The sequence below is a fragment of the Nocardioides deserti genome (genome assembly GCF_014266025.1).
GTDB lineage: Bacteria > Actinomycetota > Actinomycetes > Propionibacteriales > Nocardioidaceae > Nocardioides > Nocardioides deserti.
The window spans coordinates 260,757-279,866 of sequence record NZ_JACMYC010000003.1 but is presented as its reverse complement, the minus strand read 5'-3'; the positions used below and the strand labels follow the sequence as shown (position 1 = coordinate 279,866).

Annotated in this window: 19 protein-coding genes; 6 read left to right on the top strand and 13 right to left on the bottom strand. The window is 71.7% G+C overall.

Annotation, left to right across the window (positions count from 1 at the left end):
* Positions 1 to 108: 108 nt before the first annotated feature.
* The 6 genes from H7344_RS06920 to glnA form a co-directional block, all read right to left on the bottom strand.
* A complete protein-coding gene (locus H7344_RS06920) occupies positions 109 to 846 on the bottom strand; it encodes a FadR/GntR family transcriptional regulator (protein ID WP_222130336.1) in 738 nt (245 codons plus the stop codon).
* Entirely contained in the window at positions 843 to 1,916 is a 1,074-nt protein-coding gene (locus H7344_RS06915; RefSeq protein WP_186345279.1) for an alpha/beta hydrolase, read from the bottom strand. The genes H7344_RS06920 and H7344_RS06915 overlap by 4 nt, the downstream gene beginning before the upstream one ends.
* Before the next feature lie 4 nt (positions 1,917 to 1,920).
* A complete protein-coding gene (locus H7344_RS06910; protein WP_186345278.1) occupies positions 1,921 to 3,126 on the bottom strand; it encodes a CaiB/BaiF CoA transferase family protein in 1,206 nt (401 codons plus the stop codon).
* The gene (locus tag H7344_RS06905) at positions 3,123 to 4,736 is read right to left on the bottom strand and encodes a flavin-containing monooxygenase (RefSeq protein ID WP_229707062.1); all 1,614 of its coding nucleotides are present in this window, start codon (positions 4,734 to 4,736) and stop codon (positions 3,123 to 3,125) included. The genes H7344_RS06910 and H7344_RS06905 overlap by 4 nt, the downstream gene beginning before the upstream one ends.
* Before the next feature lie 103 nt (positions 4,737 to 4,839).
* Entirely contained in the window at positions 4,840 to 5,253 is a 414-nt protein-coding gene (locus H7344_RS06900; protein ID WP_186345276.1) for a universal stress protein, read from the bottom strand.
* A 1,027-nt stretch (positions 5,254 to 6,280) separates the two neighbouring features.
* Positions 6,281 to 7,705 (bottom strand): type I glutamate--ammonia ligase, encoded by a 1,425-nt coding sequence (gene glnA / locus H7344_RS06895; protein ID WP_186345275.1) that lies wholly within the window; start codon positions 7,703 to 7,705, stop codon positions 6,281 to 6,283.
* A 195-nt stretch (positions 7,706 to 7,900) separates the two neighbouring features.
* Between glnA and H7344_RS06890 the strand changes: the two genes are divergently transcribed.
* Positions 7,901 to 8,320, top strand: a complete 420-nt coding sequence (locus H7344_RS06890; RefSeq protein ID WP_186345274.1) for an RDD family protein — start codon at positions 7,901 to 7,903, stop codon at positions 8,318 to 8,320.
* Between the two features lie 101 nt (positions 8,321 to 8,421).
* Positions 8,422 to 9,333 (top strand): hypothetical protein, encoded by a 912-nt coding sequence (locus H7344_RS06885; protein WP_186345273.1) that lies wholly within the window; start codon positions 8,422 to 8,424, stop codon positions 9,331 to 9,333.
* Between the two features lie 96 nt (positions 9,334 to 9,429).
* Here H7344_RS06885 and H7344_RS06880 read toward each other — a convergent pair whose 3' ends face one another.
* Both H7344_RS06880 and lipA read right to left on the bottom strand, forming a co-directional pair.
* Positions 9,430 to 10,188 (bottom strand): DUF4191 domain-containing protein, encoded by a 759-nt coding sequence (locus H7344_RS06880; RefSeq protein WP_186345272.1) that lies wholly within the window; start codon positions 10,186 to 10,188, stop codon positions 9,430 to 9,432.
* Between the two features lie 52 nt (positions 10,189 to 10,240).
* Positions 10,241 to 11,185, bottom strand: coding sequence for a lipoyl synthase (gene lipA / locus H7344_RS06875; protein WP_186345271.1), 945 nt, complete (start codon positions 11,183 to 11,185; stop codon positions 10,241 to 10,243).
* Between the two features lie 98 nt (positions 11,186 to 11,283).
* On the opposite strand from lipA, the gene H7344_RS06870 reads away from it, so the two are divergent.
* Positions 11,284 to 11,772 (top strand): SRPBCC domain-containing protein, encoded by a 489-nt coding sequence (locus H7344_RS06870; protein WP_186345270.1) that lies wholly within the window; start codon positions 11,284 to 11,286, stop codon positions 11,770 to 11,772.
* 15 nt (positions 11,773 to 11,787) lie between these two features.
* Here H7344_RS06870 and H7344_RS06865 read toward each other — a convergent pair whose 3' ends face one another.
* From H7344_RS06865 to lipB, 3 genes are read right to left on the bottom strand one after another with little or no spacing between them, the layout of a single operon-like run.
* Positions 11,788 to 12,744 (bottom strand): hypothetical protein, encoded by a 957-nt coding sequence (locus tag H7344_RS06865; RefSeq protein WP_186345269.1) that lies wholly within the window; start codon positions 12,742 to 12,744, stop codon positions 11,788 to 11,790.
* Complete coding sequence (locus tag H7344_RS06860; RefSeq protein ID WP_186345268.1) at positions 12,741 to 13,658, bottom strand: ABC transporter ATP-binding protein; 918 nt, start codon at positions 13,656 to 13,658, stop codon at positions 12,741 to 12,743. Before H7344_RS06860 ends, H7344_RS06865 begins: the two co-directional genes overlap by 4 nt.
* A gap of 59 nt (positions 13,659 to 13,717) precedes the next feature.
* A complete protein-coding gene (gene lipB / locus H7344_RS06855; protein WP_229707063.1) occupies positions 13,718 to 14,446 on the bottom strand; it encodes a lipoyl(octanoyl) transferase LipB in 729 nt (242 codons plus the stop codon).
* Between the two features lie 72 nt (positions 14,447 to 14,518).
* Here lipB and H7344_RS06850 point away from each other — a divergent pair, with 72 nt between their 5' ends.
* The 3 genes from H7344_RS06850 to H7344_RS06840 are packed head-to-tail and all read left to right on the top strand — an operon-like array spanning position 14,519 to position 16,224.
* Positions 14,519 to 15,019 carry a hypothetical protein gene (locus tag H7344_RS06850; RefSeq protein WP_186345266.1) on the top strand — a complete coding sequence of 167 codons (501 nt, stop codon included), beginning with the start codon at positions 14,519 to 14,521 and terminating at the stop codon, positions 15,017 to 15,019.
* A 32-nt stretch (positions 15,020 to 15,051) separates the two neighbouring features.
* Positions 15,052 to 15,564 carry a GNAT family N-acetyltransferase gene (locus tag H7344_RS06845; protein ID WP_186345265.1) on the top strand — a complete coding sequence of 171 codons (513 nt, stop codon included), beginning with the start codon at positions 15,052 to 15,054 and terminating at the stop codon, positions 15,562 to 15,564.
* A 24-nt stretch (positions 15,565 to 15,588) separates the two neighbouring features.
* Positions 15,589 to 16,224, top strand: a complete 636-nt coding sequence (locus H7344_RS06840) for a maleylpyruvate isomerase family mycothiol-dependent enzyme (protein WP_186345264.1) — start codon at positions 15,589 to 15,591, stop codon at positions 16,222 to 16,224.
* Here H7344_RS06840 and H7344_RS06835 read toward each other — a convergent pair.
* Positions 16,205 to 17,095, bottom strand: coding sequence for a TIGR01777 family oxidoreductase (locus H7344_RS06835; protein ID WP_186345263.1), 891 nt, complete (start codon positions 17,093 to 17,095; stop codon positions 16,205 to 16,207). The genes H7344_RS06840 and H7344_RS06835 overlap by 20 nt on opposite strands.
* Positions 17,096 to 17,171: 76 nt before the next feature.
* The gene (gene sucB, locus H7344_RS06830) at positions 17,172 to 19,109 is read right to left on the bottom strand and encodes a 2-oxoglutarate dehydrogenase, E2 component, dihydrolipoamide succinyltransferase (RefSeq protein WP_186345262.1); all 1,938 of its coding nucleotides are present in this window, start codon (positions 19,107 to 19,109) and stop codon (positions 17,172 to 17,174) included.
* Position 19,110: the final 1 nt, after the last annotated feature.

Below are 19,110 nucleotides of genomic sequence, written 5' to 3'. Positions count from 1 at the left end.
TTGTTCTCCTGTCGGCAAGCGGTCGGGCGTCATGTCCGGCCCTTGCTGCGTCCTGCGGGTCCACCGAGCTCGAGTGACGCGCGGCCGGGCTCGGCGGCGGCGCTCAGGTCAACCCTGGCCCCAGACAATGGGGGCGTCGAGGACCTCGGGGAACTTCTTCTCCGCGTAGCGCACGTACTGCTGGATGTGTTCGTGCATCGAGGCGGCCGCGGCGCCGGGGTCCCGGGATGCGATGGCCTGGTAGATCTGGAAGTGGGCGTCGTGGACGGCCTCGCGGCGGTACTCCGGGTACTCGATGCCGATCGCGGAGCCATCGAGGATGCCGAGCAGCGCGTCGACCAGGTAACCGAACATCGCGTTGCCGGAGCCGTGCGCGATCACGTCGTGGAAGCGCTTGTTCTCCTCCAGGAAGACCGTTTGGTCATCGAGGTTGTTCCGCATCGTCTTGACGCTGTCCTCGAGGGAGGCGATGTCCTCCTCGTTCATCCGCTCGGCGCACAGCTGCGACATCATCGGCTCCAGGCCGAGCCGGGCCTCCGCGATAGTGCGGAAGGGCGCGTTGGAGAACTGGAGCAGCAGCGTCAAGGCGGTGGCGAGGCTCGAGGCGTCGGGCTGCACGACGACGGGGCCGCCGCCGGGACCGGGCTTTAGCGTGATCACGCCCTGGAGCTCCAGGAAGCGCAACGACTCGCGAAGCGTCCCGCGGCCGACCTCGTACTTCTCGAGCATCAGGCGCTCGGGCGGCAGGCGGTCGCCGACCACGTTGCCGCGGTCGTTGATGTCCGCGACGATGCGCTGGGCGACCAGCATGGCGGTCTTCATGGGGCGCAGCGGGTTGGCGGTCATCTGGTGTCCCCCTCTAGGAACCGGCGACGCGTGAGCGACAGATCCGAGCAATGGTAATCATCTAATTCGCGATCTGCAGCAGTCGCGTCGCCCCGGGCGAGGCGCGCCACGAGTCCGACCAGGTCGTCCCGCGCCGCGGTGGAGGCGGGGGAGGCGCCGGTGAAACGAAGGAATCCGTGGCACAGGGTCGGGTGGTCCACCAGCGTCACAGGTACGCCTGCATCCTGGAGGCGTGCCGCGTGGGCGACCCCCTCGTCGTGCAAGGGGTCGTGCCCGGCCACCACGACCAGCGCCGGGGGCATCCCGCTGAGGTCCGCGCGGACGGGGGAGACCTCGACGCCGACGCGGACCGCCGGGTCGGGGGCGTAGTGGGCGAAGCAGTGCTCCAGGTCGGCGCGGCCCAGGGGGAAGCCGTGCTCGCAGGCGCGGTACGAGTCGCGGTCGAAGTCGCTGTCCGTGACCGGGTAAACCAGCACCTGGAAGGCCACCGCCGGGCCGCCGTCCCGGGCGCGGAGCAGGGTCGCTGCGGCGAGGTTGCCGCCGGCGCTGTCGCCCGAGATCCCGAGCGGAACGTCGGGGAACTCGGCCGCGGCCCATGCCAGCGCAGCTTCCGCATCGTTGAGCGGCAGCGGGTACGGGTGCTCCGGGGCGAGCCGGTAGTCGACGCTCACGACCCGCAGCCCGGCGTCCTGCGCCAGGAAGCGGCACAACTCGTCGGCGTAGTCCAGGTCGCCCGTGAACCAGCCGCCACCGTGCAGGTAGACCAGCGTCGCCGCGACCTCCGCGTCCGGCGTGTAGACCCGGACCGGGACGGCGGCGCAGTCGGCGTTCGCAGCGACCGCCAGCTCCTCGACCTTCGCCACCTCGGGGCCGGCCGAGCACAGCCGATGACCAGCGACGATGCGCGCCCGGTTCTCCTCGACCGAGGCCCGCGTCATCGGTGTCGCCCCCGACGCGTCCCGCCCCTGGCGCAGGGTGTCGAGCCCGGCGTCGAGTGGCTGAGATGCGGCTGGGCGGACGCTCGGGAAGCCGCCGGTCGTGATCGGCGAGGTCGCCCGAGAGGTGGTCATGAGGTCAGGCCTCGCTCACCACGCCGCGCCCGGCGAGCTCGGCGATCCGCTCGGGGCTCAAGCCGAGATCGCCCTCGAGCACCTGGCGGGTGTGCTGGCCGACGGTGGGGACGCCGTCGTACACCGGTCCGTCGTAGTCCTTGACATGGAGGATCGGGCCCGGCATGAGCGCCTGGCCGAAGACGGTGTTCGCCAGCTCCACGAGGGTTCGCTCGGAGAAGTGCGGGTCCTCGGTGACATCCTTGGCGTCGTTGACCGCGGCCGCGACGACCTCGTGCTGGTCGAGGATCTCCAACGCCTTGTCGCGCGGGTAGGACTTCACCCAGTCGATGACGATCTGCTGCATCGCCTCGTTGTTGGTCATCCGGGCGGTGTTGGTCGCGAACCGCTCGTCGTCCTTGAGATCCGGGCGGCCCATCGCCTCGAAGAGGCGCATCGCGATCGACTGGTTGGACGCCGCGATCGAGAGCCAGCCGCCGTCGGCCGCCTCGTAGATGCCGCGCGGGGAGGCCGCACCTGAGGCGTTGCCGTGGCGCTGCATGATCGTGCCGCTGGCGGTGTAGTTGAGGACGGCGTCGCCGAGGATGAACATCAGCGGCTCGTAGAGCGCCACGTCGACCTCGGAGCCCTGGCCGCTCAGCTCCCGCCGGAAGAGCGCCATCGAGGTGCCGAACGCCGCGGAGATGCCAGCGATCGAGTCGGCGAAGCCGAACGGCGGCGCGGTCGGAGGAGTGTCGGGCCACCCGTTGAGGAAGGCGTAGCCGCTGGCAGTCTCCGCGACCGTGCCGAAGCCCGGGCGCTCGCTGTAGGGACCGGTCTGGCCGAAGCCGCTGACCCGGGTCATCACCAGGCGCGGGTGCTCGGCGCTGAGCTGCTCGTAGCCCATGCCCCAGGCCTCCATCCGGCCCGGGCGGAAGTTCTCGATCACCACGTCGGCGCCCCTGATCAGCTCCTTGGCGACCGCCCGGCCCTCCTCCTGGCGCATGTCGATGCCGACGGAGCGCTTGCCGGAGTTGAGCCGGGAAAAGCCGATCGCCAGGCCCTCGTGGGCCGGCTGCCACTGGCGGGCGAAGTCGCCGGAGGTCGGGTCCTCCACCTTGACGACGTCGGCGCCGAAGTCGCGGAGCATCCGGCCGGCTGTGGGGGCGGCGTACATCGAGCCAAGCTCGACGACCTTGATCCCCGCGAGGGGGGCGTGCTGGCTGCTCATAGGGTGGCGAACCCTTCGTACTCGTTGTCGGCGACCTTCTGGCAGATCTGGCGGTAGGTGCCGACGCCGCCCAGGTACAGGGCGAAGACCCGCGGCTTCCCCGGGACGTTGGCGCCGACGTACCAGCTGTTGCCCTTCATGAAGAGGGTGGGCTGGGCGACCTCGTACACGTGGTGGGTCCACTGCTCCTGGTGGTCCAGCTCGGCCTCGGAGCGGCGCAGCCCGTTCTTGGCGAGCCAACCGATGTGGTCGGTGATCCACTCGACGTGCTGCTCGATCGAGATCAGCACGTTGCTGATCACCGAGGGGCTGCCGGCGCCCGCGACGACGTACATGTTGGGGAAGCCGTGCGTGCTGATGCCCAGGTAGGTCTGCGGGCCGTCCTTCCACGCCTCGGAGAGCCGCTGCCCGCCGACCCCGACCGGGTCGATGTTGAAGAGCGCGCCGGTGAGGGCGTCGAAGCCGGTGGCGTGGACCAGCACGTCGAGCTCGTGCTCGGCGCCGCTCACCAGCCGGATGCCGCGCTCGGTGATCCCGTCGATGGGGTCGGCCTTCACGTCGACGAGCGAGACGTTGTCGCGGTTGTAGGTGTCGTAGTAGTCGATCTCGAGCACCAGCCGCTTGGAGCCGAACGGGTAGCCCTTGGGCTGGAGGATCTCGGCCTTGACCGGGTCCTTGACCAGCTGCTTGATCTTGTCGCGCACGAACGAGCCGGCCCGCTCGGCCGCCTCCTCGTTGGTGCGGATGTCCTTGTACGCCGCGAGGATGTCGGGGCCACCGCGCTCCCAGTGGCCCTCGAAGGTCTCGATCACGGCCTCGGGGTCGACGTCGAGGGCGGAGTCCTCGCCGATGTGGCGGTGGGTGCCGCCGGGGTGGTTGCGGGCGATCTCGCGGTACTCCTCGAAGCGCTCCTTGAGGTCCGCGGCGTACTCCTGGTCCAGCGGGCGGTTGCGCGCCGGGATGGCGTAGTGCGCGGTGCGCTGGAAGACGGTGAGGTGCTCGGCCTGCTTGGCGATCTGCGGGATCACCTGGACGCCGGAGGAGCCGGTGCCGATCACGCCGACCCGCTGGCCGGATAGGTCGATGCCCTCGTGCGGCCAGTTGCCGGTGTGGATGGTCTGCCCGCCGAAGTCGTTGACCCCGGGGATGTCGGGGAGCTGCGGGACGGCGAGCTGACCGGTCGCCATGACCACGTGCTGCGCGGTGATCTCGTCACCCCGGTCGGTGGTGACGTGCCAGACGCAGGCGTCCTCGTCCCAGACCATCGAGTCGACCTCGGTGTGGAACGAGATGCTCGAGCGGAGGTCGAACTTGTCGGCCACGAAGTTGATGTAGGCCAGGATCTCGGGCTGCGCGGGGTAGCGCTCGCTCCAGTTCCACTCCTGGACCAGGTCGCGGGAGAAGGAGTAGCAGTAGTCGACGCTCTCGATGTCGCAGCGGGCGCCGGGGTAGCGGTTCCAGTGCCAGACGCCGCCCACCTGGTCGGCGCGCTCGACCAGATGGGCCGTGTGCCCCATCTCGCGGAGGCGGTGAAGCGCATACAGGCCGGAGAATCCGGCGCCGACGACCAGCGTGTCCAGCCGAGCGGGGGGTGCGATGCGATCTGTCACGGTGGTCCTCTCATGGCAATCAATGCATATGAATACTAGCATTGGGAGAGAGGAGGTACAAGGGTTCGGAGCGCTCGGGCCTGTCCGACCTCGGGGGGCGCCGTCAGTTGGTGTAGGCGACGTAGACGTCGCACGGCGCGTGAGCCGCAACCGCGCCGGCCACGGTGCCGAGCGCGCGGACCAAGCTCTGCACCCGCTTGTTGCCGACGACTATCAAATCGGCGGAGAGTCGCTCCGCCTCGGCGACCAGCACCTCTGCGGGCCGGCCGCGGGTCGCCGAGCTGGTGGTGCGAGAGGGGTCGCGGGTGATCCGGCCTGCGACCTCGGCGGCGATCCGGGCCGACTCCTCGGCGATCGAGATGCGCTGCATGCGCCCAGCATCCTCGACCTCCGCCACCTCGTTGCGAGGGTAGGCGCAGACCACGTGCAGCCGGGCGCCCGTCGCCTGGGCAAGGTCGGCGGCGGTCCTGGCGGCGCGCTCCGACGGCTCATTGCCATCCACGCCGACGATGATCATGTCCATGGGGGTCCTTGTCGTAAGGGAGCGAGGTCCGCAGGAAGATGATAACCATCCTGTTAGTTTCCGGGTAGTTCCCGATAATGGGTTCCTGTTGCGGCGGGGAGCGCTGCCCAAGCACGGTCGAGCTCAGACCTTCCCGCGTGGGTGCCCCTGCAGCCGGTCGGACCTTTCGGCCCCGTGTCGCCTGAGATTGACCGCGGCAGGTTGATTGCGCGGACGTCGACGAGCCGGTCGTCCGAGAGCTCCTTCAGCAGTTGAGTGCCGTCGCCGGCTCCGTGCCCGGTCGACCCGCTCGTCAAGGCCCGAGTGCGGCTGTCGAGTCAGCCGTCCGGGACGAGAAGGGTCCCTGGTGGTGGCCGGACATGAGTCCTTACCTCGTGCGTTGTGTCATGGCCGACGGAGGGCCCTGCGTGGTGAGGGTGGCGATGCCCGACCAAGTCGCCGGGCGGCACGCGTGGGCTGCCATTGAAGAACCGCGAGGAGCAGATGGCGGTGTGTGGCGCCTCCGAGACGTAGGCAGCTACCGGGAAGCGGCCGCTGACTGCGGCACGACCCACAGGGCCGTCGAGCGGACCGTCGCGGCCCACCCGGCGAACGGCGACGGCGCGGTGATGCCGGCGCGGCGACCGCGGGCGAGGAACGACGACGAGGTCACCGACCTTTCGCCGGCGCGGTCGCGAAGGAGCCTTGCGGTCAAACGACGATGACACCGACGTGCAGTCGCGAGCGTGGTCCGCGGCTGGGTCGCGCGCCGCCCCGGACGTGGGCGACCGCAACGAGCGCTTCGTCCCTCTCGAGTAGCTCGCACTAGCAGTGCGGTGGTCAGGAAGCGGGATGAAGCACCCGTGTCCGCTGAGTCGTGCGCGGCGCGATCGCCTACGGCACCGCACCTGTTTGGCCGCGCGGGCCCCACTGGGGCCGCAGCGAACGAGGAACGACCCCTGACACTGGAAGACGTTGGAACGTGTCTTCACAGGTCAGGGGCCGTTCTCGGCGGGTGTCGCGTGGCCGTTCGGTCGCCGGCTCAGATGTCGTAGTACAGCTCGAACTCGTGCGGGTGAGGACGGGCCTGGACGGGCGCGATCTCCTGGGTCCGCTTGAAGTCGATCCAGGTCTCGATCAGGTCCGGCGTGAAGACGTTGCCGGCGGTGAGGAACTCGTGGTCGGTCTCGAGGGAGTCGAGGACCTGGTCCAGGCGCGTGGGCACCTGGTCGATGTCGGCCATCTCGTCCGGCGGGAGCTCGTAGATGTCCTTGTCGATCGGGGCGGCCGGCTCGATCTTGTTCTTGATGCCGTCGAGGCCGGCGAGCAGCAGCGCCGAGAAGGCGAGGTAGGGGTTCGCCGACGGGTCGGGGCAGCGGAACTCGATGCGCTTGGCCTTCGGGTTCGAGCCGGTGATCGGGATGCGCACGCAGGCCGAGCGGTTGCGCTGGGAGTAGACCAGCGAGATCGGGGCCTCGAAGCCGGGGACCAGGCGGTGGTAGGAGTTCACCGTCGGGTTGGTGAAGGCCAGCAGCGACGGGGCGTGCTTGAGGATGCCGCCGATGTAGTAGCGCGCCATGTCCGAGAGGCCGGCGTACCCGGTCTCGTCGTAGAAGAGCGGCTCGCCGTTGTTCCAGATCGACTGGTGGCAGTGCATGCCCGAGCCGTTGTCGCCGAAGATCGGCTTCGGCATGAAGGTCGCGGTCTTGCCGTTGCGCCAGGCGACGTTCTTGACGATGTACTTGAACTTCATGACGTCGTCGGCGGCCTGGAGCAGCTCGCTGAAGCGGTAGTTGATCTCCGCCTGGCCGGCGGTGCCGACCTCGTGGTGGGCCCGCTCGACCTGGAGGCCGGCACGCTCCATCTCGATGACCATCTCGTCGCGCAGCTCGCCGAAGTGGTCGGTCGGCGCGACGGGGAAGTAGCCACCCTTGTACTTGACCTTGTAGCCGCGGTTGTCGTTCTCGAACGCGTCACCGGTGTTCCACGCGCCGGCCGAGGAGTTGACCTCGTAGTAGCCGGCGTTGGCCTTGGTCTCGAACCGCACGTTGTCGAAGACGTAGAACTCCGCCTCGGGAGCGAAGTACGCCGTGTCGCCGATGCCGGTGGTCGCGAGGTACGCCATCGCCTTGCGCGCGATGTTGCGCGGGTCGCGGGAGTAGGCCTCACCGGTGAGCGGGTCGTGGATGAAGAAGTTCACGACCAGCGTCTTGGCGCTGCGGAACGGGTCGAGGTACGCGGTGGTCGGGTCCGGGAACAGCGACATGTCGGACTCGTGGATGGCCTGGAAGCCGCGGATCGAGGAGCCGTCGAAGCTCAACCCGTCCTCGAAGACGCTCTGGTCGAACGCTCCGGCCGGCACGGTGAAGTGCTGCATGATGCCCGGCAGGTCGCAGAAGCGGACGTCGATCATCTCGACGCCCTCGTCCTTGATGTATGCGAGCAGCTCGTCGCTGTTCTGGAACATTCGTCCTCCTGTGGCTGCGACGTGGGCCGCCAGCCGGCGAAAATCTCTGGGGTCGTGACGGCCGGGGCGGCACTGCACCGGACGACTGCCGCCACCCTGCTCGGGGGCGGTTTCTCGACCATATCCAGATTGTTTCCGCCGTGTAACAGGTGTCCCGCAGTCCAGCCCACCGGCGCCGCCGCCTAGGCTCGGGCCGTGACGAGCGCAGCCGCCGGGACCCCGTTCGAGACCGCGACGTGGGCACGACGCATCGCCGCTCTGCTCGTCGACTGGCTCGCCTCGACGCTGGTCGTCATCGCCTTCATCGGGCTCGACGACTACGCCGCGACCGGCAGCCCCGCGCCGGCGTACGTCCTGGTCGTGTACGTCGTGGAGTCGGCGCTGCTGACCTGGGCCGCCGGCGGCAGCTTCGGCAAGCTCGCCACCCGCCTGCGCGTGGTCCGGGCCGACCTCGGCACCCGGCCGCTCAACCCGTTAGTGCTGCTGGCGCGCCAGGTCGGCATCGCGCTGGTCATCCCGCCGCTGGTCTACCGCCCCGACGGACGCGGCCTGCACGACATCATGGCCGGCACCGCCACGGTCACCCTGCAGACGTACCGCTCGCTCGGCCGCTGAGGCCCTGCGTGACCGGGTCGTGACCCGCGCGCAGGTTTGGGGGCAGGGGAGCGCGGGCCATGCTGGAGACGTCAGCCTCCCTTCCGCGAAAGGCTCTTCACGTGATCCGTCGTCCCCGCACCCGCCGCCTCCTCGCCGCCGTGGCGGTTGCTCCGCTCCTCTCCGCCGCCCTCGTCGCCTGCGGCGGTGACGGGGACGGCGAGGAGGCCAACGACCCGGCGGCCAGCAGCAGCGCGACCACCGAGCCCGAGGCGGACGACGCTGCCGAGAGCGACAGCGACAGCGCCGACGACCTCGAGGAGGGCCAGGAGGTCCCCGCCGCGCAGTTCGTCGACATCGTCGGCGCCGGCGTCGAGGCGTCCACGACCGCGAAGCTGAGCACGAGCACCACCTTCGGCGGCACGAAGGTCACCGGCACGGGCGTCATCGACTACACCCGGACGCCGGCGGCCATCGAGATGGACCAGGACTTCGGCGGCGGCAGCACCACGGTGATCTCTGTGGACGGCATCAGCTACATCAACATGGGCGAGCTGAGCCAGGGCAAGTACTGGAAGGTCGACCCCTCCGACCCCGACGGCCCCTTCGCCGAGCTCGGCATGGACGAGGTGCTCAAGCAGAGCGACCCGGTCGCCTCCCTGCAGGCGATGGAGGAGGGCATCGAGAAGGTCGTCTACGTCGGCGAGGAGGACGTCGACGGCCGCGACCTCGACCACTTCGAGATGACCGTCGACCTCGCCGCGGCCATGAAGAGCCTCGGCGGCGACATGCCGAAGTCCGCACTGCAGGGCATGCCCAAGGCGCTGACGTACGACGTGTGGCTGGACGAGGAGGGCCGGTTCGGCCAGATGGTCATGGAGATGCCGGTCATGGGCCAGTCGTCGACGACCGAGATGGTCATCGACGACTGGGGCACCGACGTCACCATCGAGGCGCCGCCGGCCAACGAGGTCACCGAGATGCCCGACCCGAGCCAGATGATGGGGCAGATGGCTCCCTCGCCGACCGTCTGACGGCGTACGAACGGGAGCTGGGAGGTCCTCCCGCACCAGGTGCGGGAGGACCTCCCCAGTTCTGTGCCTGTCGGCGGCCGGTCGGGGCTGGCTTGCTCAGCGGCCGCGGAGGTTGCCGCGCATGCCCTTCATCGAGGTCGGGACGGGGCCCTTGGGCAGCGGGATGTTGGAGCGGGTGGCGTCGAGCGCCTTGAGCCGGCTCATCACGTCGGTCATCTCGGCGGGCTTCACCTGGCGGCCGAGCTTCTGGACGTGGCGGACCAGCTTCGGCAGCGGGACCTGGCCCTCGCCGTTGCCGCAGATCACCTCGTGGATCGGGACCTCGGAGGCGACCCGCTCGTGCTTGCGGTGCTCGTTGACGAGCAGCTGCTTGATCCGGGTCGGGCTGCTGCCCTCGCCGATGAGCACGATGCCGGGAGGGCCGACGACGCGGTGGACGACGTCCTGGTTCTTGTTGAACGCGATGACCGGGTCGGACTTCCAGCCGCGGCGCAGCATGCGGAGCGCGGCCGCGGCGGCGCCGGGCTGGCCCTCCATCTGGCGGTAGGCGGCGTTCTGCGCGCGTCGCCCGAAGACGATCATCGCGGCGAGCGAGCCGGCCAGCAGCGAGCCGACGACGGCGAGGATCCAGCCGATGACGCCCTCGCCGGGCAGCACCCAGAAGATCAGGAACCCGAGGGCGCCGGCGAGCAGCGCGGAGCCGAAGGTGAGCAGCCCGACCTTCGGGTCGTTGCGCCGCGTCATCTTGTAGGTCTCGACGAGCTGCTGCCGACGGTTCATGTCGGCGGTCGCGACCGGGGCCTTCGCGGCGTCCTTCGAAGCGTTCTTGGCGGCGTTCTTGGCGTCCTTGGCCATGGGGGTGGTTCGTGCCCTTTGCTGTCGTGCCGAGGTGAGGGAGGACCGCCGGTCAGGCGGTCGCGACGCCCGCGCGGGCGTCCATGGCCTGACGGTACAGCCGCCCGGCGCGGTAGGACGAACGCACCAGCGGCCCGGACAGGACGCCGGAGAAGCCGATCTCCTCGGCCTCGGCGGCGAGCTCGACGAACTCCTCGGGCTTGACCCAGCGCTCGACCGGGTGGTGGCGGACCGAGGGGCGGAGGTACTGGGTGATCGTGATCAGCTCGCAGCCGGCCTGGTGCAGGTCGCGCAGCGCCTGGCTGACCTCCTCGCGGGTCTCACCCATGCCGAGGATGAGGTTCGACTTGGTGACCAGACCGAAGTCGCGGGCCTGGGTGATGACGTCGAGGGAGCGCTCGTAGCGGAACGCGGGGCGGATCCGCTTGAAGATCCGCGGCACGGTCTCGACGTTGTGGGCGAGCACCTCGGGACGGGACTCGAAGACCTCGGTCAGCAGGTCGGCCTTGCCGTTGAAGTCGGGGATGAGGTTCTCGACGCCGGTGTCCGGGTTCAGCTCGTGGATGGCGCGCACCGTCTCGGCGTACAGCCAGGCGCCGCCGTCGGGCAGGTCGTCGCGGGCGACGCCGGTGATCGTGGCGTACCGCAGCCCCATGGTCTGCACGGACTCGGCGACACGGCGCGGCTCGTCGCGGTCGAGCGCCTGCGGCTTGCCGGTGTCGATCTGGCAGAAGTCGCAGCGCCGGGTGCACTGGTCGCCCCCGATGAGGAAGGTGGCCTCGCGGTCCTCCCAGCACTCGAAGATGTTGGGGCAGCCGGCCTCCTGGCACACGGTGTGGAGTCCCTCGGACTTCACCAGGCTCTGGAGGTGCTTGTACTCCGGCCCCATCTTCGCCCGGGTCTTGATCCACTCCGGCTTCCGCTCGATCGGGGTCTCGGCGTTGCGGACCTCGAGGCGGAGGAGCTTTCTTCCTTCGGGAGCGGGAGCCTGCGTCACGTCCTTCACTGTACGCCGCGGGGGTGCGGCGCCCCGACTCGGCAGCCGCGGACGCCGGGCACGTGCCGCGGGTGCACCAGCGGGTGCACCATGGGGCCATGCCCGCTCCCACCGGCCGCGTCGTCGGCGGCACCCTGATGCTCACCCGTCACCTCCCGCTGCCCGCCTCGGAGGTGTGGGCCGCGCTGACCGAGCCCGCGCGGCTGGAGCGCTGGATCGGGACGTGGACGGGGGACCCGGCCGAGGGCCGGGTCATGTTCACGATGACCGCCGAGGGCGAGCACGCGCCGGCCGAGCAGATGACGATCAGCGTCTGCGAGCCGCCGCTGCGGCTGGTCCTGGTCTCCCGGGTCGGCGACGACTGGTGGGACCTCGAGCTGGAGCTGGGGGCGGCGGCCGACGGCGGCACGCTCCTGACGTTCAGGCAGCCGGGCGTCGACCCCGCCGCGGCAGAGAGCGTCGGCCCCGGGTGGGAGTACTACCTCGACCGGCTCGTGGCCGCCGAGACCGGCGGCGACGTGTCCGCGATCGACTTCGACCGTGACTACTACCCGGCGATGGCCGGGCACTACCGCCGGATCGGCTGAGCGAGCCTCTCCGGCTCAGGGCACGTCGCGGCGGCGGAAGGACAGCACGCTCGCGGCACCCACCAGCACGACGGCGCCGCCGTAGTACGTCGCGCCCCGCCACAGCGGGAGCTCGCGGATGTCGTCGCACTCGGCCCGCCCCTGCGCGTAGCGCCCGTCGTAGCACGACGGCGGCACGTGGACGTAGTACTCGGTCCCGTTCGCCAGCACCGCGGCGATGTTGTCCAGGGGCTCCCACTGCCCGCTCATCGGCAGCGAGTCACCGAGGACCAGCGTGGCGAACCCGAACGCCAGCACCACGCCCAGCGTCGCGACCGTGCTGCGCAGCAGCATGGTGAGCGCGTAGCAGCCCAGCGCCGCGGCGGCCGCGAGCCCAGCGCCCCGCAGGCCGAGCCCGAGCGAGGCGCTCAGCCCGCCGTCGGCGACCGGCAGGTCCCGGGCGCGCATCGCGGCCCACATCGTCAGCCAGTACGCCGTGCTGACGAGGACCGCGGTGAGCAGCGCGACGCCCGTGACGGCGACCGCCTTGGCAGCCCACACCCGGCCGCGGCGCGGACGGAACAGCAGCTGGTTGCTCATCGACCCGCTGTTCCAGTCGTGCCCCGCGAAGGTGGTGGCGGCGAGCATGAGCAGCACGGTCAGCGCTCCGGCGACGCCGATGCCGGAGCCGCCGCGTTCGCGCGCCAGGCTCAGGGGCTGGCGCGCGGTCTGCCACTCGACGACCAGCTCGGGGCAGCGCGCCTCCGCCCGCGCCGGCCGGACGCCGTACTGCCGTGGCTTGCGCTCGCAGCGGGCGATCTCCTGCGTGGACGCTGCCCGGATCTCCGCCTTCTCGGCCTCGGAGACCGGACGGGTGTCCCACAGGGTCGCCGCCGCGATGAGCGCCGGCACCACGAGGCAGGCGAGCAGCAGCAGGAGCACCGCCCGGCGCCAGCGCAGGCGGGTCAGCTCGACCCGCACCAGCCCCCTCATGCCGCGTCCTCGCCGTCGGCCTCGGTGAGCTGGAGGAAGAACGACTCGAGGTCGGCGCGCACCGGCGTCAGCTCGGTCAGCCAGAGGTCGCGCGCGGCGAGCAGCCGGGTCACGGCGGCGGGGTCGCCGGTCTCGACGCGGAGCGCGCCGTCCTGCTCGGTGACGGGGACGCCGGCAGCCGACAGCGCGGCGGAGGCGGCGGGGAGGTCCGGGACGACGAGGCGGTACGCCGTGCTCCCACCCAGCAGGTCCTCGACCGTCCCGGTGGCGAGCAGCCGGCCGTGGCCGACGATGGTGGCGGAGGTGCACACCTGCTGGACCTCGGCCAGGATGTGCGAGCTCAGCAGCACGGTCACGCCCGCGGCGCCGAGGCCGCGGATGGTCTCGCGGATCTCCCGGATGCCGGCCGGGTCGAGCCCGTTGGTCGGCTCGTCGAGGATGAGCAGGTCCGGCTCCTTGAGCAGCGTGGCCGCGATGGCGAGCCGCTGCTTCATGCCGAGGGAGTAGGCCTTGTACCGGTCGCGGTCGCGCCCGCTCAGCCCCACGGTCTCGACGGCCGCGTCGACGCGGGCGTCCGGCACGCCGATCGAGCGGGAGAGCAGCAGCAGGTTCTGCCGACCGGTGAGGTTGGGGGAGAACTTCGGGGACTCGACCACCGCGCCGACCCGGTCGATGACGGCCGGGAGGCGGTCGGGGACCGGCTCGCCCAGCAGCCGCATCGTGCCGCGCGTCGGGCGGGCCAGCCCGAGCAGCATCCGGATGGTCGTCGTCTTGCCCGAGCCGTTGGGCCCGAGGAAGCCGTGGACCCCGCCGGCAGGCACCGCCAGGTCGAGGTCGGACACCGCGACGCGCGTCCCGCGGCGGGTGCGGAACTCCTTGCGGAGGCCCTGGGTCTGGATCGCGAGGTCCGGCACCCGTCGATGAAAGCAGCGGGCACGACCGGGGAGGTGCGGGCGCGCCGGGGGCCCGGCCCCTACTTCGGGGTGAGGATCTCGATGCGGGGTCCGCGCCCGGGCTCGGGGCGCGGGTCGTAGTCCGGCGTGGCGTCGTACGGCTTCCAGGCGAGGTACGCCGCCAGGTGCCGCTCGACGAGCGGCAGCACGTCGGCGGTGGTGACGCGGCGACCGAGCTCGGCGGTGAGGGTGGTGACCCCGGCGTCGGCGATGCCGCACGGGACGAACCGGTCGTACCAGCCGAGGTCGACGTCGCAGTTGAGCGAGAAGCCGTGCATGGTCACGCCGCGGCTGACGCGGATGCCGATCGCCGCGATCTTCCGCTCGGGTCCCTTGTCGTCGGCCCGCAGCCACACGCCGCTGCGGCCGGGCACGCGGGCGGTGGTGACGCCGAGGTCGGCGCACACCCGGATCAGCGCCTCCTCGACCCGGCGGACGTAGTCGACGACCTTGACGTGGTCGGGCAGCGCGACGATCGGGTAGCCCACCAGCTGGCCGGGACCGTGGAAGGTGATCTTGCCGCCGCGGTCGACGTCGACCACCTGGGCGCCGCCCGGGTCGAGCGGACGCTCGTGCGGGTCGGTGCGCTTGCCGGCGGTGTAGACCGGCGGGTGCTCGAGCAGCAGGACGGTCGGGGGCGCGGCGCCGTCGGCGACCTCGGCGTGGACCTCGCGCTGGAGGTCCCAGGCGGCCAGGTAGTCGAGCGCGTCGTCACCGAGGCCGACCGTGCGGAACGTCAGGCTGCTCACCTCCTCGACTCTACCCATCGCCGCCTGTGGAGGACGGTCGGGCCGTCGGCTCCCGGTGGGTAGGTGGTCGGGGTGCGCCGACTCCTCGTGCTCGTCGTCTCCGCCCTGCTCACCGCCGCGCTCGTCGTGCCCGGCGTGCTCCTCGCCGACGGCCCGTCCCCGCCGTCCGCGCCGTCCCCGCCGCTCCGGCCGGTCGCTGCCGAGGCCCCTGCCGCCCGCGCGGTGCTGGCGGCCTGGGACCGTCGGCGCTCGGCCGCGTGGGCCGCGGGCGACCCGGATGCGCTGACGCGGCTCTACGCCCCGGGCTCGGCGGCCGGGCGGCGCGACCGCGCGATGCTCTCGCGCTGGACGCGGCGCGGTCTGGTCGTCCAGGGCCTGCGGCACGTCCTGCTGTTGGTCGACGTGGTCGACGCCTCCGCCGACCGTCTGGTGCTGCGGGTGACCGACCGGGTCAGCGGTGGTCGCGCCGTCGGCCGCGGCCTCGACGTGCGCCTGCCCCGGGACGGTCCGACCACGCGTCGGCTGACCCTCGTCCGGCGGGGCGGGGCGTGGGTCGTGGCGAAAGTCGTGTGACGGGTGGGACGACCGGCTGGGAGGATGAGCGCGTGCCCGAGCTGCGACTGCGACCCCTCCGGACCGACGACGAGGCGGAGGCGCTGCGGGCGCACGAGGAGCTGCTCGCCGACGGCTTCGAGCTGCTGCTCGGGTGGTCGCCGGAGCGGACGTGGGCCGACCTGTTGGAGCAGTACGAGCGGGAGCGGCTCGGCCTCGACCTCGCCGAGGGACGGGTGCCTGCCGTGTTCCTCGTCGCGGAGGTGGACGGCCCGCTCGTCGGGCGGACGTCGATCCGCTTCGCGCTGAACGACTGGCTGGCGGCGTACGGCGGGCACGTGGGGTACGGCGTGCGACCCGCGCACCGCCGTCGCGGGCACGCCACCGAGATCCTGCGCCAGTCGCTCGTGCTCGCGCGGGCCGGCGGCGTCGACCGGGTGCTGGTGACCTGCGACGACGACAACCTCGGCTCGGCCGCGACGATCGAGCGGTGCGGCGGGGTGCTCGAGGACCTCGTCGAGCAGCCGGGCGCCGGGGTGCGCACGCGGCGCTACTGGGTCGACTGACGCGAGGGCGGCCAGGATGGCGCCATGGACCTCTTCGAGGAGATCGCCGACGAGCGACGCGCGCTGGCCGACCTGCTGACCGGCCTGGCGCCGGAGGAACAGGCGACACCGAGCCTGTGCGCGGAGTGGACCGTGCACGAGGTCGTCGGCCACCTGGTCGTGCCGCTCGAGGTGGGCCTCGCGAAGTTCGCGCTGGAGATGGTCCGCAGCCGCGGGAGCTTCGACCGCGCCAACGCCCGGCTGGCCCGCGAGTGGGCGCAGCGGCCCTGCGAGGAGCTCCTCGGCGTGCTGCGCCAGCGGGCCGACTCGCGGTTCACGCCACCGGGGATGGGACCCGAGGCCCCGCTCACCGACCTGCTCGTGCACGGCCTGGACGTCCGGTGGCCGCTCGGCATCGACCGCGAGGTGCCGGCCGGACGGCTCCGCGCGACGCTGGACTTCGTGGCCGGCGCCCCGGGCGGCATCGTGCCGCGCGGCAGCCTCGACGGTCTGCGGTTCGAGGCCAACGACCTGGACTGGGTGGCCGGCGAGGGCGCGGTGGTGCGCGGCAGCGCGGAGGCGCTGCTGCTCGGTCTCACCGGTCGCAGCGCCGCCCTCGACCGCCTCGACGGCGAGGGGCTGGCGACGCTGCGCGGCCGGCTCAGCGCAGGCCGCTCCTGAGCACCGCCTCGACGTCGCGGTCGCGGAAGGTGAAGCCGGCCGTCTCGAGCGCCGCGGGGCGGACGTTCAGCGAGCCCAGCAGCTCCGGCGCCATCGCACCGGCGCCGAGCTTCAGCGCGAGCGAGGGGACCGGCAGCACGGCCGGGCGGTGCACGGCGCGGGCGAGCGCGCGGGTGAACTCCGCGTTCGTCGGGGTCTCCGGGCAGGTGAGGTTGACCGGGCCGCTCACCGTGTCGTGCTCGGCGAGGAACGCCACGGCGTCGACCCAGTCACGCAGCGAGATCATCGCCATGTGCTGCCGGCCGCTGCCGAGCCGCGCGCCGAGACCGGCCTTGAACAGCGGGAGCAGCGTCTTCAGCGGAGCCGCTCGGCGGTCCATGACCGGCGCGGTCCGCAGGTAGCAGACCCGAGCGCCCGCCTCGACCGCCGGCCGCGCGGCCGCCTGCCACTCACGCGTCACCTCGGTCAGCAGCGCGTGGCCGCGGCTGTCCGACTCCTCGGTCAGCACCCGGTCGCCGTGGTCGCCGTAGTAGGAGATGCCGTTGCCCGCGAGGTACGCCGGTGGGCGGGGCGCCTCGGTGACCGCGCGCGCGAGCACCTGCGTCGAGGTCACCCGGCTCTCGCGCAGCTCCCGCGCCCAGCGGCTCGAGTGCGGGTTGCCCAGCGTGGGCGAGCCGGCCAGGTTGACCACCACGTCCGAGGCGTGGAGGGCGTCGCGGTCGTAGGTGCCGGCGGCCGGGTCCCACCCCGCCTCGTCGGGCGCGGTCGGCACGCGTCGTACGAGCCGGGTGACGTCGTGGCCCCGCTGCCGCAGCGCGTCGACCAGGTGGCTGCCGAGGAAGCCGGACGCCCCGGCGATCACGATCCGCATGCCCCGAGCCTCGCAGGACGCGCAAGGGGCCCGGAACCTGTGCGGTTCCGGGCCCCTGGCGTGGAGCGGGTGGTGCTCAGACGTCGAAGACGCCGGCCTCCAGGCGCTTCTTGACGTCCTGGAGGAAGCGGCCCGCGTCGGCGCCGTCGACCAGGCGGTGGTCGTAGGTCAGCGCGAGGTAGACCATGTGGCGCACCGCGATCGTCTCGCCGAGGTTCGGGTCGTCGATCACGACCGGGCGCTTGACGACGGCACCCGGGCCGAGGATGGCGACCTGCGGCTTGTTGATGATCGGGGTGTCCCACAGGGCGCCCACACTGCCGAGGTTGGTGATCGTGAAGGTGCCGCCGGACAGCTCGTCCGGACCGATCTTGTTGGTCCGGGTGCGCTGCGCGACGTCCGCGATCTTCTTGGCCAGGCCGGCGATCGACAGGTCGCCCGCCTCCTTGATCACCGGGGTGATCAGGCCCTTCTCGGTGTCCACCGCGATCGCGAGGTTCTCGCGGTCGTAGTAGGTGATCTCGCCGGCGTCGGTGTCGATCCCGGCGTTCAGCTTCGGGTGCTGCTTGAGCGCGTCGATCGCGGCCTTGGCGAAGAACGGCAGGTACGACAGCTTCACGCCCTCGCGGGCCTGGAAGTCGGCCTTCACCGCGTCGCGCAGCCGCGCGATGTTAGTGACGTCGACCTCGATGACCTGCGTGAGCTGGGCGCCGGTCTGCAGCGAGTCGACCATGCGCTCGGCGATGATCTTGCGCAGGCGGCTGATCTTCTCGGTCGTCCCGCGCAGCGGCGAGGGCGTGACCGAGGGAGCCTGCTGCTGGCTCGCGGCCGGGGCCTGCTGCGAGGCGGCCGGCTGGGCCGGGGCCCGCTGGGACTCCTTGGCCTTCGCGGCGGCCTCGAGGACGTCCTGCTTGCGGATGCGGCCACCGACGCCGGTGCCCTCGACGGTCGACAGGTCGACGTCGTGCTGGGCCGCGAGCTTGCGGACCAGCGGAGTCACGTAGCCGGAGCCGTCGGAGGTCTTCTCCGAGCGCGCCTGCTCCTTGTCGCCGCTGTCGCCGGTGCTGCGCTCGCCGGTGCTGCGCTCGCCGGTGCTGCGCTCGCCGGTGTCGGGCGACTGCGAGCTCGGGGCGGGGGCGGTCTCGTCGGCCTGCTCGTGGTCCTTCTCGGGCTCGGGCTGCTCGGTGGCGGCCTCGCCCTCGTCGGTCGGCTGGGTCGGCTTGGTCTCCTCCTCGGCCGGGCTCGGCTCGGGGGCCTTCTCCTCGGCCTTCGCCTCGGCCTTGGGCTCGGTCTTCTCCTCGGCCTGGGGCGCGGCGCCCTTGTTGCCGATGATCGCCAGCTCGGCGCCGACCTCGACGGTCTCGTCCTCGTCGGCCTTGATCTCGAGCAGGGTGCCCGCCACGGGGGAGGGGATCTCGGTGTCGACCTTGTCGGTGGAGACCTCGAGCAGCGGCTCGTCGACCGCGACCTCGTCGCCGACCGACTTCAGCCAGCGGGTGACGGTGCCCTCGGTCACCGACTCGCCGAGCGCCGGCAGCGTGACCGGCGTACCGCCGCCGCCACCACCACCGCCGCCGCCGCCGCCGGAGGAGGCGGCAGGTGCGTCGGACTTCTCCTTCTCGGGCGTCTCGTCGCCGGGGGGAAGGTCGCCGGTCTCCTCGGCGATCTCCTCCTCCTGCTCGGCCTTCTTCTCCGACTCGGCCTCGTCCTTGGGCTGCGCCTCGGGCTCTGCCGACTCCTGGGCCGACTCCTCGGCGGAGTCGTCGCCGCCCTCGCCCTCGTCGCCGATCAGCGCGAGCACGGCGCCGACCTCGACGGTCTCGTCCTCCTCGGCCTTGATCTCGAGCAGGGTGCCCGCGACCGGCGAGGGGATCTCGGTGTCGACCTTGTCGGTCGAGACCTCGAGCAGCGGCTCGTCCACGGCGACCGAGTCGCCCACGGACTTCAGCCAGCGGGTGACGGTGCCTTCGGTGACGGATTCGCCGAGGGCCGGGAGGTTGACTTCGGTGGCCATG